This window comes from Psychrobacter sp. TB55-MNA-CIBAN-0194 (assembly GCF_040309505.1).
Lineage (GTDB): Bacteria > Pseudomonadota > Gammaproteobacteria > Pseudomonadales > Moraxellaceae > Psychrobacter > Psychrobacter fozii.
In genome coordinates, this window is sequence record NZ_JBEOOW010000002.1 from 253,079 (window position 1) to 269,595 (window position 16,517).

Consider the following 16,517-nt stretch of genomic DNA (forward strand, 5'->3'; position numbering starts at 1 on the left):
GCTTTTATAGATGCCATATAGAATAGTCGTTCACGATAGCAATTTAATCTTGCTACAACGATGTGTTTTTTATGAATTATCCGCTGTTATTGTTGCGTGTTACTTTATGCTAGCAAAGCTAAGAGAACTTTAAAGTTGCTGTTTTATTTGGTTCTATAACCTAAGTTCTATAACCTAAGCATTGAGTACTGTTAACAATAGCAAGCTGCACGCGAAGCGAATTTACTTGAAACGAACTTGAAACGAATAAGGTTCGAGCAAACCTGTCTAAAGGAAGTAAGCGCGATTATGTCTAGTGTCCCTCCATCAATAGCCTCTACCCCAAACCATCATCATGAAGACAACTCGATCATTGAAGGTCTAGTGCTGCCTCTTGCTGGCGATTGTTTCCATTGCGGTGATCCTGTACCGCAGCCGCCATTCTATGCCGAGATACTGGGTCAATCACGTGAGATGTGTTGTATGGGCTGTCAGTTGGCAGCGCAGAGTATCGTAGAGGCTGGGCTTGAGCAATATTATCTGGATCGCTCGGAGATTAGTCGTACGGCAAGCTTGCCTACTCAAATGACACGCCTTGAGGCATATGATCATGATGAAATAAAGCAGCAGTTTGTGTATGCGCAGGATGGTATGTCGGTGGCAGAATTGTCTGTCAACAATCTACGTTGTGCGGCGTGTACGTGGTTGATTGAATCACGTCTTGATGAGTTGAACGGTATCAGTAAGTGTCAGGTGAATTTGACCAACCAACGCATGCGAGTGATTTGGAACGAAGACAAGCTGCCGATTAGCCGTATTCTGGCCGTTATCAATGAAATCGGCTATGAGGCTAAGCCTTATCGTCAAGACACGCATGAGGCCATGCTGGCACGCCATACTAATCAAATGCTGCTGCGCCTTGGCATCGCTGCGCTGGGTTCGATGCAAGCAATGATGTATGCCGTGGCGCTCTATTTTGGTGAATATAGCGATATGCTGATATTGCAGCGTGATTTTCTACGTTGGGTCTCATTGTTCGTCAGTACGCCAGTATTCTTTTATGCTGGACTACCGTTTTTTACATCAGCATGGTCAGCGGTTCGTGCCCGCCAAGTCAATATGGATGTGCCTGTCAGTATTGCACTAATTGTGACTTTCTTCGCCAGTTTATATGCTACGATTACTGGGCAAGGGGAAACGTATTACGATTCGGTCAGCATGTTTATTTTCTTCTTATTGGCAGGCCGCTATATCGAGCATAATGCTCGCCTAAAAGCGGCGACTATGGCCAATGATTTGGTGGTGGTTGAACCGGTATTGGTGCAAAAAGTTGCGGAAGATAAAGAAGCTGCTAAGCGTATTTTGCAACAGATTTCGCAGAATATGCTCAATGAGACGACTAGCAGTGAAGAAGATGGCACTGCTGATATTTCACGTGATAATGTGAATGTGGACCCTATAAGCAACCAAAAATTATCAAGTGCTATGCCTAATTTTATGAAGAGCATAGATGATAATGTTCATGAACTAACCGTACGTATTGCCCAAGACTGGCAGCAATCGCGTAATCAGCGCTTCTCTTTATCAAAACAAGAATCAAAACCAGAGCCAACAACAGGCGTCAGCGTCGAAGATAAAAATAGTACACAAGACAAAAAAATGGTGACCGCTCACAGCTTGCAAGTGGGTGACATCATCATGGTAGAAGCTGGATCTGAAATTATCAGTGATGGTATTTTGCTCAGTTCGACGGCAACAGTCTCGCAAAGCCTGCTGACGGGTGAGGGCGACTTGATTATCAAGACCCAAGGCGACTATATTGTTGGTGGTGCGCAAAATGATAGTCAGCCGTTTGAGATGCTGGTCACCGCACTACCAGAAGACAGTCAGATAGGTTTGATAGATAGACTTATGAACCGCGCCATGAGTGAAAAGCCAAAATTGGCACAGCAAGCGGATAAGCTGGCACGTTGGTTTGTGGCGCGCATTCTAGTATTGTCCGTCTTGGTGTTTATTGGTTGGTATATCGTTGATCCGAGCCAAGCCGTTTGGGCTACCGTCGCAGTATTGGTCGCAACTTGTCCTTGTGCATTGTCTTTGGCGACACCGATTGCGCTCACGGTATCGACGAACCGGTTGGCGAGCTATGGGTTTTTGACGACGCGTGGGCATACGCTGCAAACGCTTGCTGAGATTACCCATGTGGCTTTTGATAAAACAGGTACGCTGACTTATGGTAAGCCAAATTTACTCAATATCGAGTTAACGGACTCTCTGAATCAAAAAGAAATACAAGTATCTGACCAAAAAGATAAAGTCTTAGCCATTGCTGCTGCTCTAGAAGTGGGTAGTCGCCATCCAATTGCCCATGCATTGCTCACTGCGGCTTATCAATTGCACCTGCCAGCCACGCAAGCACTACAGCATTATCCAGCGGGTGGGGTAGAGGCAATGATCGATGGTGTGTTATATCGAATTGGTCATGTGAATTTTGCCTTAGACAACACCAATGATGCTAATGAGCATAGTGACATAACCATTGATTTGGTAGCTCAGCGTGCTAGCTCAGCGGTAGTCTTGTCTCGTCAAAATAACGATTCAGACGATTGGCAGGCGCTGGCGTGTTTTTACTTTAATGACAAGGTGCGTGACAGTGCTAAGTCGATGCTTGATACGCTGAAAGCGCTAGGCATTGAGTCTGTAATGCTGACTGGTGATCCAAGTCCGCAAGCGTTAGTAATGGCGAAAGGTTTGGGTATGGAGTCTGCTTATAATGGTCTATCGCCAACGGATAAGGTCAACCATATTCAAAAATTGCAGTCTGAAGGTGCGGTTGTGCTGATGGTTGGTGACGGTCTCAATGATGCACCAGTACTGGCAGCAGCAGATGTCTCGACCTCGATTGCTGGCGCGGCAGATTTGGCGCAAGTATCGAGCGATAGTATTATTTTAAATGGTCACATTGAGGCTATTACTGCGGCCAAACGTATCGCTGATAAAACAGAGCGTATCATCAAACAAAACTTTCGCTGGGCACTGGTATATAACAGTATTGTGTTGATACCAGCAGCGTTAGGCTACGTGCCACCATGGCTCGCTGCTATTGGTATGTCACTCAGCTCGTTGTTTGTGGTATTGAATGCTTTACGTTTGAAGCGTGCTTAGGTTTAATTTCAGAAATGCATTGGCAGTGTAGTTATCATCTCACCCATCGATCGCTGAATCAGCGTATCGTCACTGACATAGCTCGTATCAGCAGCGCTATCAATCAGCGTATAGGTCGCTTGTTGATGGGTTTTGGTTTGCTGATCCTCTGCGATACTTTCTAACTGAGTTTTAATCGCTTTGTAGTCATTGACATGACGTCCTAGCCCCGTTGCCAATTGTGCTAAACGCTCAGCCAGATGTTGACCACCCAATGCCGTTTGGGTAAGAGTCGGGGTGTGCTGTTGATAGTTGTGCTGCTCAGATTGCGCATGGGTTTGCGGCTGAGTTGAGAATACTAAAGCTTCGCCAGACTTGATATTGATTTGAGCACTAGTATTGGCATTGATGCCTTGACGTTTACTACTGCCACCATCGCTTGCAGCATTAATAATTCCCATCTTGAGTGTGGCAGCAACTTGGCCATCATCGACGTTGAGCTGTGAGTAGGCTTGCTCCGTTCTATGATCAGTGATCCACTCTGATAAACCATTGCCCGTGTTGCGATAGCCGCTCTCGATTGCTTGTTCATTGTCCGTGGCAAATAGGCTAGGGCGCGTGCTGGACAATAAGCTACCAGTATTGATTAAGTGCTCACCATCACCGATAGACTGCATCAGTGCTGGTGTTTATGGTAACGTCAGCGGACTGAGTGGGATGTGATAAGGTTTGCTGTAGCCGTTCCTACTTTTCGCTGCTATCTTGACTAATCACAAGAGCTTGAGTCGTTTTTGCGCTACGATAAGACCTCTGTCTAAATTCCTGAAATCCTTTGATCATCAAAGGATCTCCATTGCAATTATGGCTAGTGGTGACATTAAAATCTTGCAAAGAGTGGTTGTAGTTGTAGTGGTTTTATTGAACAGTATTTACCTGTATCATAACGGTCATATACATAGCTGTCATCCATATCTTTGTCACCAATTGCTTGATAGTTATCAGCCATATTTAAATAGGCTATTGTTCTGTTTGAATCAGAACTTATAATAGAGTCGTTTATTTGAGCTAAGATATTTATAAATGAGTACAAAAATAGCGATACATAAAGAGAAAAGCCCTTGGATATATACGGGTACCGCTAAGTTGTAGTTTGAAGTATTATCAAAGGCTGTTATAATAGACATTCAAGTATAGTAGCTGCATGTTTGAAAACAAAAAATATATGATATGCTTGAATTTTCAACAAGCTTAAACCTTCTGTTATAGGGAATTTTACATCATCAGAATATAAAAAGTAAATTTAGAAATCAAATGTATAGACCCATTGAGTAATGCTGTTGTCAGGCTTAATAGTCCAAACAATATTATGTGTATTACCATCAGTTCCATTGGAAGCAGTTAAGTATATATTTCCTGATTTTTTGTCAAAGTATGCTACATGAGAGTTTATATTAATATTTTTGATATTTTTTATTTTTTCTTGACTTATACAATTGAGTCTATCGTTAATGCAAATGCTTGTGTAATTATTCTCATTGTATCTTATATAGATTTTATTTTTTTTATTATATAAAACATGAAGGCTGCTCAAAGCTTTATATTTGAATTTATCTTCTAAAACTAAGATTCTAGAGGTATGTATATATCCTAGACCTTTCTTAGTTTGAGAATAACAAAAATCATCTACTCTGCCACCCTCATTGTAACAATAAACGAGTGTGCCATTATCTATCTTATCAATAATTTTAGATTTTAAATCAGGTAGTTTTCTCAGATTAACATGACCATCAGAGTCGTTGATAATACCATATCCACTAATATCATAATTATAGAAAGTATTAGAAGCTGCTGAAGCTGAAAATTGCAAGGTCAAGCCTATCAAATAAATTTTTTTCATATGATCAATCCTTTATTCATTCGGGGTTGCACCAGATGGTGGAATATGATTATTTGGATTTCCATCAATATTTATCTTAGTTTTTATTGATTTTTGAGTCTTGAGTATTTCATTAATCTTGTCTCGAATACTGGTTAGCTCCTTTTTTGACCCGCTTAAACCGACACAACCCAAAGTTCCTTTATTATTACCGTCAGGATGTATACGTAGCAAAGATCTTTTGGTGCTAAACTGAGGGTCAATATTAAAGCTAAAACCGACTCCATTCTTGTTCATACCTTTACTGTAACTACCTGCTTCAGTTCTATCACGATACGTATGCGTAGTATATTCTCCATTAGGAGGCGCACCACTACCGAACCCTCCACTATTTGCAACAATAGACATTTCAAGCTTATTTCCCTTATAAATATATAAATTACCTATACCCAGTATTTCTGATACCATTTTCCCATCAATAACGATTAAATATTCTCCTAAGTTCCTTGTGATATTGACATTTGATAATGCAATCATAAGAGGTACAGCTTTGATAATTGTTAGTTCTTTATCAGATAAATTATCAAACTTATTACCGGTTTCACTCATTAATCACCTCTTTTATTATTGATTCGCTGATAAATAGGATTCATGTATTATACTTATCAATAACACCATATCTCAACGCTGTAGTAGTACTCTCTTTGGAATGCTCTTATCTTTATCAAGGTTAGTCATTTTCTCATAATATCTTTTATAGTATTCATCCGCTTTAGTTTCATCGCCAATGGCTTGATAACTATCAGCAATATTCAAGTAAGCTACCGCTCTTTCAGGATGAGAGCTTATGACAGAGTCTAACAACTCTATGGCTTCATTGTGATAACCATACTGTGCAAAGTAAAAAGCGAGGTTATTTGATAACTCTATATCGTCTTCATAGTAGTAAAGGGCATCGATGTACTCTTCAGGCATACATCTATCACCATCATTAGACTCGTTAGTTTGAATGAGTGATTCGACGATCGCCTGTTTGTTAGGAGTACCTTTATCCATTAGTAGCTGATACTTATCTAACAAAATTTCAGGAATTATCTTTTCGCCTTTGTAGAAACCAGTCGAAAATAATTTCTGATTAACTTTTCCAAAGTTGATTGACGATAATAGGCTGTGTGTAGTTGGAGGGTCGATATTTTTGATAGAGTTTAGTTCGTGACCACAATAATTTAAATATAGCAATTGATAAGTATTAACCAATATAAAATCATTTTTCTTATTATCAAATAAGAATTCCAGCACATAATAACTTTGCTGACCATCTTGTCTTAATTTGATTTGTAATAAAGGATTTGGATTTAGAAATCGGTTGTTAGTAAAATCACCTAATATGTAATTTAAATCACTTTGTTCTGATAAATAATTTGTATTCTCAGAGCGAGTATTGACATCAAAATATCGTAATTCCTGATTATATGTTCTACTCGTTGGCAATTGAACTACTTGCAGACCATCAGCCGTTTGGTATTTTACTACTGATGAACCGTCATTATTTTCTGTGACTGCTAGTTCGGGGAATGAAATATTGTAAGAAACGGCAACTTTCTTATCATCAGTCTCATTTGAGGAGTAAGCACAGCCGCTAAGAAGTAAAAGACTTAAGAAAAAAGCTTTATAGTTCATAATGTTTAGTCTGCCATAATTGCATAAAATTTTGTAAAGTTATCTTTACGCTTCTGGCGGCTTCCTGTGTGATAATTCACATCATCAGTAATTGAGTCAACTACTGAACCAGTTTTACCTTTATCTGCTTTTTGATTAAGTTTTTGCCACTCCCAAAAACCAAGAGCAGTTAAAATACCTTCACGTGTATTTATAATATTGTTAGGATTTTTCATAATATCTAGATTTTCTTCGGGCATCTTATTGTTTAATATTTCATTAACTTTTTTATAATTACCTTTCCAAGTTAATTGAATGAAACCTTTGCCCTTATATAATAATCCTGTAAGGTCTCCACCTTTTAGTACATTGTCATAATCAAAATACCCATCGCCTGTATTACAGGCATACACTCTTTTTGCAATTTCATTTTCTTGCGGAAGCTGAGAGTAGGCATAAGCTTCATTGGTACGAATATATATTTTTTTTTGTACTTGTGAAAGTTTGTTATAATCATTTATTGGTATTCGTTTATAACCTAGTTGATCAGCTTCCTCAGGATAGTGTTTAAAATAACGGTTAAAAGTGTTTCTTAATGATGACACTGAATACCATAAACTTTCCTCTTTTCCGACAAGCTCGTCTCCAACTTCTGCTTGAACGTGTGCTAAAAAATGTGATATTCGTAGAGGAGTTGTCATTCCAAATTTTGGCATATATTTATTTAGTAAGGCTCTCACTACCTCCCGCTTACGAGTATTAGCGTTAGGGAACATTTTTTGCATTTGTTGTTCGCTTATAAGATCTGCGACCTGCGTAATCTTAACTTCCTTTATATTTTTTTTGTCACTAGCTTTTATTACTCCAAACCTCCCAGATTCTATAGCTATTGTAATAAGCTTTTCTTTTTGTGATGATGTATTTGTAGAAGTGCCCATTATGAATTTTCCCTACCATTAACACTTATCAAATGAATTTTAATGTCTTGCTCAATAGATGTATTCATAATCTCAGTATAACCATCTTCATCAGTAGTACCTTCAAACACTTCGCCAGTTACTTCAGCTTTTGCAATATAATCGGTAAAGCTATAAGGAATATCATCATCATCAGCGAATCTTACTAGAGCCTTATATTGCCCATGTTTTAAGTGAACCTTAATCTCATCAGGATCAGAGCTAAAGAACGTTTCAGTATTCCCTTCAGCATCAGTTATTCCTTCAAATATTTCTTTTGTATTCTGATTGATAGCGATATATGGGGTGTTGGTATAAGCAATATCATCATCGTCAGCGAACTTAAATTGTGCCTTATACATTGCGCCAGCCACTAAACTAGGCAACCCCGCCAATCCCTGTCCATCCATCCCGCCGCCATCACGACTATGCTTACCAGCCTTCTCCGTAAACTGCATCGCCGCAATCGTAATATCCGCGCCATCTAGCGTGATACTAGCACCGCCCGCTGTTAGCGTAATCTTATTCGTTGCCACTATCTCAACTTCCTTGGTCGAGGATGACATATTCACATCTTGCTTCGCTGTCGCCTCAAGCTTCCCTGTATGCGCAGACAGCATAATATTGTCTTTCGCATTTGTCATACTGAACTGACCATCAGCGACTATCGTCAAAGACTCACTACTGACCTGATGATGACCATCACCACTACTAACCATCATATCTTGCTGAGTGGTCGTTATCATCTCACCCATAGATCGCTGAATCAGCGTATCGTCACTGACATAGCTCGTATCAGCAGCGCTATCGATCAGCGTGTAGGGCGCTTGTTGATGGGTTTTGGTTTGCTGCTCCTCTGCGACAGCCTCTAACTGGGTTTTAATTGCTTTGTGGTCATTGACCTGACGCCCCAGCCCCGTTGCCAATTGTGTTAAACGCTCAGCCAGATGCTGACCACCCAATGCCGTTTGGGTGAGAGTCGGGGTGTGCTGTTGATAGTTGTGTTGTCCAGATTGCGTATGAGTTTGCGGCTGGGTGGAGAATACTAAGGCTTCGCCAGACTTGATATTGATTTGAGCGTTAGTATTGGCATTGATGCCTTGACGTTTACTGCTAGCGCTATCACTTTCAGCATTGATAATTCCCATCTTTAGACTAGCAGCAACTTGACCATCATTGACGTTCAACTGTGAGTAGGCTTGCTCTGTTCTATGATCGGTAATCCACTCTGATAGGCCGTTACCCGTGTTGCGATAGCCGCTCTCGACTGCTTGTTCATTGTCCGTGGCAAATAGGCTAGGGCGCGTACTGGACAATAAGCTACCAGTATTGATTAAGTGCTCACCATCACCGATAGACTGCATCAGGGTTTGGTCGTCAGTTCTATGAGTGAAGTGACTGCCATAGTTGGCTCCTGCTTGGGCTTCTAATCGATTGATAGGTTGGGCAGGACTGTCAAGCAGATAGCTCTTAGTAGGTGTCATATGATTGCGACTGTCGGTATCGCTTTGAGCATCTGTGATACCGGTCATTGGCGGTAGCACGCGTTTGCTATATAAACTACCGACCCATGGCGTATCTGCGGTAATCAGACGCAGCTGGGTTAAGTGAATGCCTGATTCTAGTGTGGAGGCATGACGTTCATGGTGGCGACGACTGATGGTCAGCCCTGTCACATGTGCCAAGCTGTTGCGAGCCAAATGTACGATATGGGTCGCGCGATAGTGCTGATTGAGATGGTTGTGATCGACCAGTATAAAGGTATCGGCAACATTCAAGTCAGTGGCATGGGCAAGTGCATGATAGACGCTATGATGGCTGTGATGACTGTTTGCTACGACAGTCGCTTCATCGATGGTCTCAGTATCTGTCACTGGGGCAAATGCGGCAGGGGTGTCTAGCGTGAGTGATTGGCTACTTGCTTGATTGTTTTCTTGAGCGCTATTTTCATCAGTGCTGGTGTTTATGGTAACGTCAGCGGACTGAGTGGGGTGTGCGACACTGGCACTATTAAAGCGCTGCATCGTCACGGAGCTTGGCTGAGTGATGATTTGCTCACTCAGTGCCAACACTGGTGCATGTACGCGGTCGTGTAATACTTGCTGATAGCGTAGCGCACCAATGTTTGTGCTAATGCCATCGCTATCGCTTGGAGAGGCTGTGGTGATAATGAGCTTAGGCGGGCAATGTTCATCCGTTTGCTCGTGTCGCAGATAGGCTGTCAGTCCTTGACGTGCAAGCCGCTCACAAATATGTGTCCAGTCACTGATTTGCCACTGAGTCATGCGCGCTGGTGTCCAGCCAGTAGCGTCTTCACTGCTACTATCATCGACGGTCTCTATCTCTAAAGTAGCAGTGCGTTCTGCCACCATTGATTGTACTGATAGGTCAGTATCTATATGACAGCGTTGGTGTTGATGCAAGCGATAAGTAATGGGCTGTGCGAGCAGACGATAATAACCATAGCTGCCATCGTGATCCATTTGATGCACGGCCGTCAGGTATAAATGGCGGTAGTGTAGGCCGCTCGGGGTATCGAAGCTCAAGGTAAGCGGAGTGCCGATTAAGTAAGTAAGCGATGTAAATGGCGGATGGTGACGCTCATGAATATAGACATGAAGCAGGTAAGTGTCGATACCGTGCTGCTGATATTGCTCATTCCCATTGGGATTTAGCTGGGCAACCATATCATCTTCAGAAGATGCTTGAATCAGCTTATTCTGCCACGCTTTATGGTCATTGATGTCTTGACGAGCACTCGCATAGGGAGCTTGTGTACTGCCTTCACTGGCATAGAGCCTGTCAGGATGCATGGGGAGTACAGTATTGGTCAAGCGTAACATAGTTATGTCCCTATTCTTTGCGCAATGGCATCATGTTTTTTGAGCACTGGCATCAAAACATAAGTGCTTGTCTGCCATTGTCATGCATACAGCCGTGTTATTCGGCGAGGGTAAATTCGATACGCCGATTACTAGTACGCCCTTCTTCATTGTCATTACTGGCGATGGGGGCTGCCTCCCCTTTACCTGTGGTACTGAGGCGTGTCGCATCGATGTTTCGACCGATAAGGTATTGTTTGACGGCTTCTGCACGTTTATTTGATAACACCAAATTAAAACTGGGGTTGCCGACATTGTCTGTATGTCCAGTGATGATAACGGGCTTATCGCCAATCCGCTGCAACACGCCTGCCATGTCATCTAAGATACCAAGCCCCATGGGTGTTAGGGTGGTGCTACCTGTTTCAAATTCAACGATACGATTGCCTAAGGTGTCGTCGAGGAGACGTTGCTCCCCCTCTACAACGACCAGTTGATTGTCCAATTGGTAGAGATCCGTTAGACGCGTATGAATACGATTTTGAATCGCTTGTTTTTGTTCAAGGCTGTTCACCTTGCCATGTAAGCTAATGGTCGTACCATGAATGTCGATACGGCCTTGGCTAATATTAGAGATATCGCTATCAATGATGGCCGTGGCTATCTGTTGCCAGTTGGTTGGTATACTGATATTCGAGCGCACTTCGATCTCATCTCTGACCGTTTTATCAGGATACTGTGCTTTTAGCTTGTCGAGCAATTGTTGCTTGTCTGAGCTGGTAGCGACCACACCTTTGATGACGACAGGTACGTTGCGTGATAGACCATCATCTCGTGCTGCAAAGACAGCCGCACTGATAGGAAATATCATCGCGGACACTAATAACAGTTTTTTGGAGTGACCAGTGAGCTTAGATGGTAATATTTTGGAGAGGACTTTCATTGAAGTGCCTTTTAATCTTTATATTATTGAGCAGTTATTAAATACAGAGGCCTGATATACAGGGTCATCAGCTAATCATGAATCATCATTGTGCCAAAAATGTTTTTTTAAACAATTGCCTAGTATCATACAGGTAGAGACTGTCTTGTAACAAGACTTTATTGAAGCGGGTCAGCCCGATATCTTCTTCAATATATCCTTGTGTCCAGTCACTATCAGAGATGACAACCCAGCCTTCAGGGTAGCTGTCCTCACTCTCCGATATCTGACTGAGTATATGTCCGTCAGGTTTCGTAAAGCTCAGTAGTAGACGATAGCAATTAGAGGCACGGTAGAGATAGGTGTTCAGATAGAGCTGATGTGGTTGATAAAACCCACTGATTAAATCATGCCAAAAAGTAGCCATATGTATCGAGGCAACTCTATCGGAAGTGAGTGACCAACAGATGGCTTTGTTCAGACCATGAAAGCCCTTAGTAAACGTTGGTAAAAACAATAATCCAGTCGCGATAATTTGCTGTATCAATTGCGACTTATCGATATTCATCAATATGGCGATATCGTGTAGAGTCGTGGTATTGATAAAATCGTAATAGTGCGTACTGGCATTATTGTCAATCGTGAGCTGGCTATGACCGAGATATTCCATCAAGTCAGTGCTGTCTGTCTTAGACTTGGCTACGCTTATAATTTCGTAAGTCTCATTCCAAATGCTAGCAGACTTAATGGGCAAATAATTCATCCAGCTTTTGGGTTTGTCGATATGTAGGACACCAAAGCCTATCAGCGGATAGTTTCTATCACTACTGTCATGACTGGGAATCAGGACGCCAGTGATAATTTCATTGGTTCTGGTATCCACATGACTAAAGTTTAAAAAAGCCGTTTGATTGGTCGTCGTCCTGTCTACTAATCTGTCACTAAATAGTGTTTCCGAGCTTACTAGGGCCTTACTGACCCATTCGTCAATCGCGTTGGTCTCTGAGATATGAGCACGTGCCCGCACAAAGTCTCCGCGTGCAGGCAGCTTGCCAAAATATACTAAAGGTAAAAGCTCAGGAGTCATGGGGTTTGCTCCTGAGTTTCTGCTTCGGCTGAGTCATTATCTGTAGAGGTGTTAGTCGCAACAGGGGTATCAGCTTGTGCATTGCCAGCGTCATTAGCATTAGTAGTAGGCGTCAAGTTTAAGATGTTGGATGGCGTCGTAGGAGTTGTATTATTCTGCCCACCGCTTGGCGTTGTCACGTTGGTTGTCGAACCATTGGTAGGCGTACTATTATTGGCAGCATTGCTATCAGCAATAGGGGCCGCTGTACGTGTGACGCCCAGAGCGATAATCTCATCGGGTAATTTCATACCATTGAATGGATTGGTAGAGCGACCCTGAGTAGCATTGCTGCTATTGCCACTGATGATTCTAAAGCGTACAGAGATAGTGATGCCGTCACCTGACCATGCCATTTCAAAGATATCGTCGCCAAGTTCAGTACGTTTTGCACTATTGATTAGGCGTTCTACACCGAAGCTACCAGCTTCTTCAAAGACGGTAAAGTCTCTGCCATCATAGTCCTTAGCTCGAATGCTAGCACCAGGTTGGCTGCTTGGGTTCGGCCATACAAAGGTCGTCCAAGCTTGGGTACCCATGCGATAGCGTAGTTGCTGACCATCAACCACAATCGTATACTCGGTCAGGCCGCTGACGGGTAGTGGCATAATTTGGAAAGTAGTTTGATTGGTAGAGCCACCATTGCCAGCAGCACCTGTCGTTCCAGCAGTATTGCTACCCGTATAGTTAGTAAAGTAACGACCAAAATCAGCGACAAATTTTGGGTTAAGGCCTAGGCCTGCACCATTCCAAATCTTACTAGAGATTTGATCACCACGGCGAATGATAAAGGGCGACAACGTCTCGTTGACGAATTTTGCCACATAGCCATCTTCACCAAAGAATTGACCAATCTCTGCGGGTGTTGCCTCTAAATTTGCATTGGCCGTAAACGGATATTTCTTTTCTAAATTATCGAGGAAAGGCTTACGTACCTGAGCTTTCCAGACTTTATTAATCTCCGCCTTAGTGGGAGTCAATAGCATATTAAATGAGCGAGTTAGCGGCTCACTTAATAACGGTCGAATGAGCTGCTTGATTTCAGAGTTGGCTTGGCTCAGTATCTGCTCGTCCAAAATCTGTAGAGACTTGGTCAACTCTGAACCGTCAGGGCTGAGGGTCTGCGAAGCAAATAATAGAGCATCAGGACCGATATCATCACTACGAGCAATATTATTAAAGCGCGTTCTAACATCACCTAAACTTGCCAAATAATTGTCTAATAGCGACAAGTCCTGATTGTCTTCTCTTGGTGTTACCAAGGCATGTATAGAGGAGAATTCTTGAGCAATTACCCCTGACGGTGCTTGTGCTGTAGGGGTCGCTGTGTCACTGGTACTACCATTGTTGCCTAGCGCTGCTTCTGCCTGTCGCAGCTCAGCAGGGCTTTGACGCAATATGGTCTGCTTGAACCAATTGACAAATGAGCGTCGAGATTGGCCACCATTGGCTGCCGCTGGATTGGCCGCTTGGTTATCCCATTGTGTCTGACGATCGACGGTTTCAAACAGTGTCTTTAATGGTGACTCTGTGGGGTTAGACAGCTGATTCAATAACACAGCGTGGTCATCGAATCCTTTGCTATCACGAACATATACTTGCGATAAAAACCGTTTCCACTCGCTGATGTACTCTTGCTTATAACGGTTGACCAAGTATTGTCGAATTTGTTCAGGACTGCCTGTTAATGTAAGGTCATTCTGGCTGCTGGTTGCTAGCACCCAGTCATCTGCTACTACTCTAGTAGTGGCGGCTTTGTCTATCTCATCACTGACGAAAGAGTCCCATGCTTGCTTGGTAAAAGTACCCGAAATTACATAGCTGCCCAGTAGCGCTTCACTATTGGTGTCTTGCGTAATTTGGGCAACGGTAACCGATGGGAAGCGGGCAGAGGAGCGCATCTTAATTTCAGAGTAGACGCGATCACGAGCAGGTTGACCTTTGCTGACTTTCGATAGATTGGTACGTGTTTTGTCTACCAAACCCAAATCATTTTGGATGAGTGGAAAGGCAGGGTCATCGGCATGAGACAGTGTGAAACTCAAGATACGCTCAGCTTGGCGAATCATTTTATCACGTGGCATATCTGCACGATTGGCTTCAAGCCAGTTACGCCAAAATCGTGTCATTTGATCACTCAAGTGACTGGTCTCTAAGTTGTCATGATTGCCAAGCATGAGGTAGGCTTTGAGGGCATTGTAAGCATCTTCAACATCCGTAGGATCTGACTGAATATACGCATCATTAGTCGAGGCTTCAGCGGCATCATCAGTGGTTGAGTCCTCTGTACGTACTTCTAGCTGGTCAGTGTTGGTATTCACTTCAGTCAAAAACTGCTCTATGTTCTGTTTGGTGGGTGCCAAGACGATGATGCTGATACCGTTGTAATACTCTGCTAGCAGTTTGTCTTTGAGTTTGTCACCTTGATACAGACCAAATCTCAAAGATAGCGGCTTGTCTTCTTCATAACCCTCAAGTTGCTCTATTCTGCTTTGTAAGATATTAAGCGACTCAAGCTGAGACTGTAGGTCGCCATTAGCGTTCTTTTGTAGTGCTGCGACTTGTTGTAAGTCAGCCACGACGCGTTCAGTGAGCTGTTTGTTGTTGGCATAAGACCACGTCCATAGACCAACTGCCGCGCACAGTGTTACGACAGCTGCTAAGGTTGCAATCGCACGGTGACTGCGTTTATTACGGTTTTTGTGCTGCTTGACCAAATGCTTGTCTTTTAAAATAACTTTTGAAAATAGGTCTTGTAAAAAATAAGGCTTATCTGCGGCCTCTTGCTGAGCATTGAGCGGGATAGCAGGTGGACGCAAGTCGTAATTCTGCATCATTTGTAGCGTCATTTGACTGCTAACTTGTCCCTCTTGCAATGCGCTCGTAAAGTAAAACCCGCGAAGGATGGGCTTAAACTGAAAAGGGTTGTCCTCAAACAGAGCATGCATCAGCGTTCGTATCATCGGACGTAATGACTGAAACTCCATAGGGAATGTCATCAAGCTAGGAGATACGGTCCGCTGATGACGTAAAGACAGTTTCGTTGTACTCAAATCCTTTAGACCATTTACCAATATGCCAAAATGCTCTTCGAATACATCGGTCATGTTGATGTTATCTGGATCTTCAGGGTAGGGGATGGTCGCACCCCATACTTGATTACGCTCCTCTTGCTCATAGTCATTAAAGAAGTCACGAAAGCCCGAGATTAAATCCATCTTGGTAAAGACGACGTAAACCGGTGCATAGACTTCTAGCTGCTCAGTCAAATCTTGGACACGGCTGCGTAAGTTTTTGGCCAAATCCAATGCATAGTTTGGATCATTTTTGGTCAATTCAGCGATACTAACAGCGATGATAATGCCATTAATCGGTGCTTTAGGACGGTTCTTTTTGAGTAGGCTTAAAAACGACAGCCATTCTGAGCGATCTTCTTCATAAACAGAATAGCGCCCTGCAGTATCAAGTAAGATGCCTTCAGTTGAAAAAAACCAATCACAGTTACGTGTACCGCCGACCCCTTTGACAGAGAGCTTATTGGTTTGCTCCATAAATGGGAACTTTAAGCCAGAATGCAGTACGGCTGAGCTTTTACCTGCTGCTGGATTACCAATGACCATATACCAAGGCAATTCATATAATGCTGCTTTGCCCGTTTGATCACCAATCTTTGATTTGCGAATGGTTTTGATCGCATCTTGCATTTGCTGACGTAGCGCTTGTACTTCTTGGGTGTTTTCATCTTTGGCTGTAGGAGTGCCATTTTCATTGGTATCCTCACCGCCATTATCTTCTACCAAATTCGCCAGATCATCTGAGGCTTTTTTGCGCTTTTTCCACAGATAGTAGGCAAGCGCTCCTAACACCGTAAAGGTGATTAGGACGCCAATAATAATGAAAAAGGTTTTGATAGGGACGTAGTCGTATAGCAAGACTAAGGCGACTATGATACCCAAGGCTAATAGCACTCTTGGGTTATAGATAAGATGAAAAAACCTTGAAAACATGCGTGCTACCTAGTGTGGTCTTAAGA

General features: G+C 42.7%; 10 protein-coding genes. 1 reads left to right on the top strand and 9 read right to left on the bottom strand.

The window, feature by feature from the left end; genetic code table 11:
• The first annotated feature begins 288 nt into the window (after window positions 1–288).
• The gene (locus AAEY75_RS03650; protein WP_352258456.1) at window positions 289–3,144 is read left to right on the top strand and encodes a heavy metal translocating P-type ATPase; all 2,856 of its coding nucleotides are present in this window, start codon (window positions 289–291) and stop codon (window positions 3,142–3,144) included.
• A gap of 8 nt (window positions 3,145–3,152) precedes the next feature.
• On the opposite strand, the gene AAEY75_RS03655 is transcribed toward AAEY75_RS03650, so the two are convergent.
• The 9 genes from AAEY75_RS03655 to tssM form a co-directional block, all read right to left on the bottom strand.
• Window positions 3,153–3,800: a type VI secretion system Vgr family protein gene (locus AAEY75_RS03655; RefSeq protein ID WP_352258458.1), complete on the bottom strand. Its 648-nt coding sequence runs from the start codon at window positions 3,798–3,800 to the stop codon at window positions 3,153–3,155.
• Window positions 3,801–4,423: 623 nt separating this feature from the next.
• Window positions 4,424–5,020, bottom strand: a complete 597-nt coding sequence (locus AAEY75_RS03660) for a hypothetical protein (protein ID WP_197218627.1) — start codon at window positions 5,018–5,020, stop codon at window positions 4,424–4,426.
• A 12-nt stretch (window positions 5,021–5,032) separates the two neighbouring features.
• A complete protein-coding gene (locus tag AAEY75_RS03665; protein ID WP_197218626.1) occupies window positions 5,033–5,608 on the bottom strand; it encodes a hypothetical protein in 576 nt (191 codons plus the stop codon).
• A 72-nt stretch (window positions 5,609–5,680) separates the two neighbouring features.
• Window positions 5,681–6,679: a tetratricopeptide repeat protein gene (locus AAEY75_RS03670; protein ID WP_197218625.1), complete on the bottom strand. Its 999-nt coding sequence runs from the start codon at window positions 6,677–6,679 to the stop codon at window positions 5,681–5,683.
• A gap of 5 nt (window positions 6,680–6,684) precedes the next feature.
• Window positions 6,685–7,596 (bottom strand): glycoside hydrolase family 19 protein, encoded by a 912-nt coding sequence (locus AAEY75_RS03675; RefSeq protein ID WP_352258461.1) that lies wholly within the window; start codon window positions 7,594–7,596, stop codon window positions 6,685–6,687.
• Window positions 7,596–10,457 (bottom strand): DUF2345 domain-containing protein, encoded by a 2,862-nt coding sequence (locus tag AAEY75_RS03680; protein WP_352258463.1) that lies wholly within the window; start codon window positions 10,455–10,457, stop codon window positions 7,596–7,598. The genes AAEY75_RS03675 and AAEY75_RS03680 overlap by 1 nt, the downstream gene beginning before the upstream one ends.
• A 97-nt stretch (window positions 10,458–10,554) precedes the next feature.
• Complete coding sequence (locus AAEY75_RS03685) at window positions 10,555–11,379, bottom strand: OmpA family protein (protein ID WP_352258465.1); 825 nt, start codon at window positions 11,377–11,379, stop codon at window positions 10,555–10,557.
• 85 nt (window positions 11,380–11,464) lie between these two features.
• Complete coding sequence (gene tagF, locus AAEY75_RS03690; protein WP_352258467.1) at window positions 11,465–12,445, bottom strand: type VI secretion system-associated protein TagF; 981 nt, start codon at window positions 12,443–12,445, stop codon at window positions 11,465–11,467.
• A complete protein-coding gene (gene tssM, locus AAEY75_RS03695) occupies window positions 12,442–16,491 on the bottom strand; it encodes a type VI secretion system membrane subunit TssM (protein WP_352258469.1) in 4,050 nt (1,349 codons plus the stop codon). The genes tagF and tssM overlap by 4 nt, the downstream gene beginning before the upstream one ends.
• Window positions 16,492–16,517 lie beyond the last annotated feature (26 nt).

Coding starts and splice junctions, on each gene's coding strand:
- AAEY75_RS03660 (WP_197218627.1), bottom strand. CDS start 5,020: ATGAAAAAAATTTATTTGATAGGCTTGACCTTGCAATTTTCAGCTTCA.
- AAEY75_RS03680 (WP_352258463.1), bottom strand. CDS start 10,457: ATGTTACGCTTGACCAATACTGTACTCCCCATGCATCCTGACAGGCTC.
- tagF (WP_352258467.1), bottom strand. CDS start 12,445: ATGACTCCTGAGCTTTTACCTTTAGTATATTTTGGCAAGCTGCCTGCA.
- AAEY75_RS03665 (WP_197218626.1), bottom strand. CDS start 5,608: ATGAGTGAAACCGGTAATAAGTTTGATAATTTATCTGATAAAGAACTA.
- AAEY75_RS03675 (WP_352258461.1), bottom strand. CDS start 7,596: ATGGGCACTTCTACAAATACATCATCACAAAAAGAAAAGCTTATTACA.
- AAEY75_RS03670 (WP_197218625.1), bottom strand. CDS start 6,679: ATGAACTATAAAGCTTTTTTCTTAAGTCTTTTACTTCTTAGCGGCTGT.
- AAEY75_RS03685 (WP_352258465.1), bottom strand. CDS start 11,379: ATGAAAGTCCTCTCCAAAATATTACCATCTAAGCTCACTGGTCACTCC.
- AAEY75_RS03650 (WP_352258456.1), top strand. CDS start 289: ATGTCTAGTGTCCCTCCATCAATAGCCTCTACCCCAAACCATCATCAT.
- AAEY75_RS03655 (WP_352258458.1), bottom strand. CDS start 3,800: ATGCAGTCTATCGGTGATGGTGAGCACTTAATCAATACTGGTAGCTTA.
- tssM (WP_352258469.1), bottom strand. CDS start 16,491: ATGTTTTCAAGGTTTTTTCATCTTATCTATAACCCAAGAGTGCTATTA.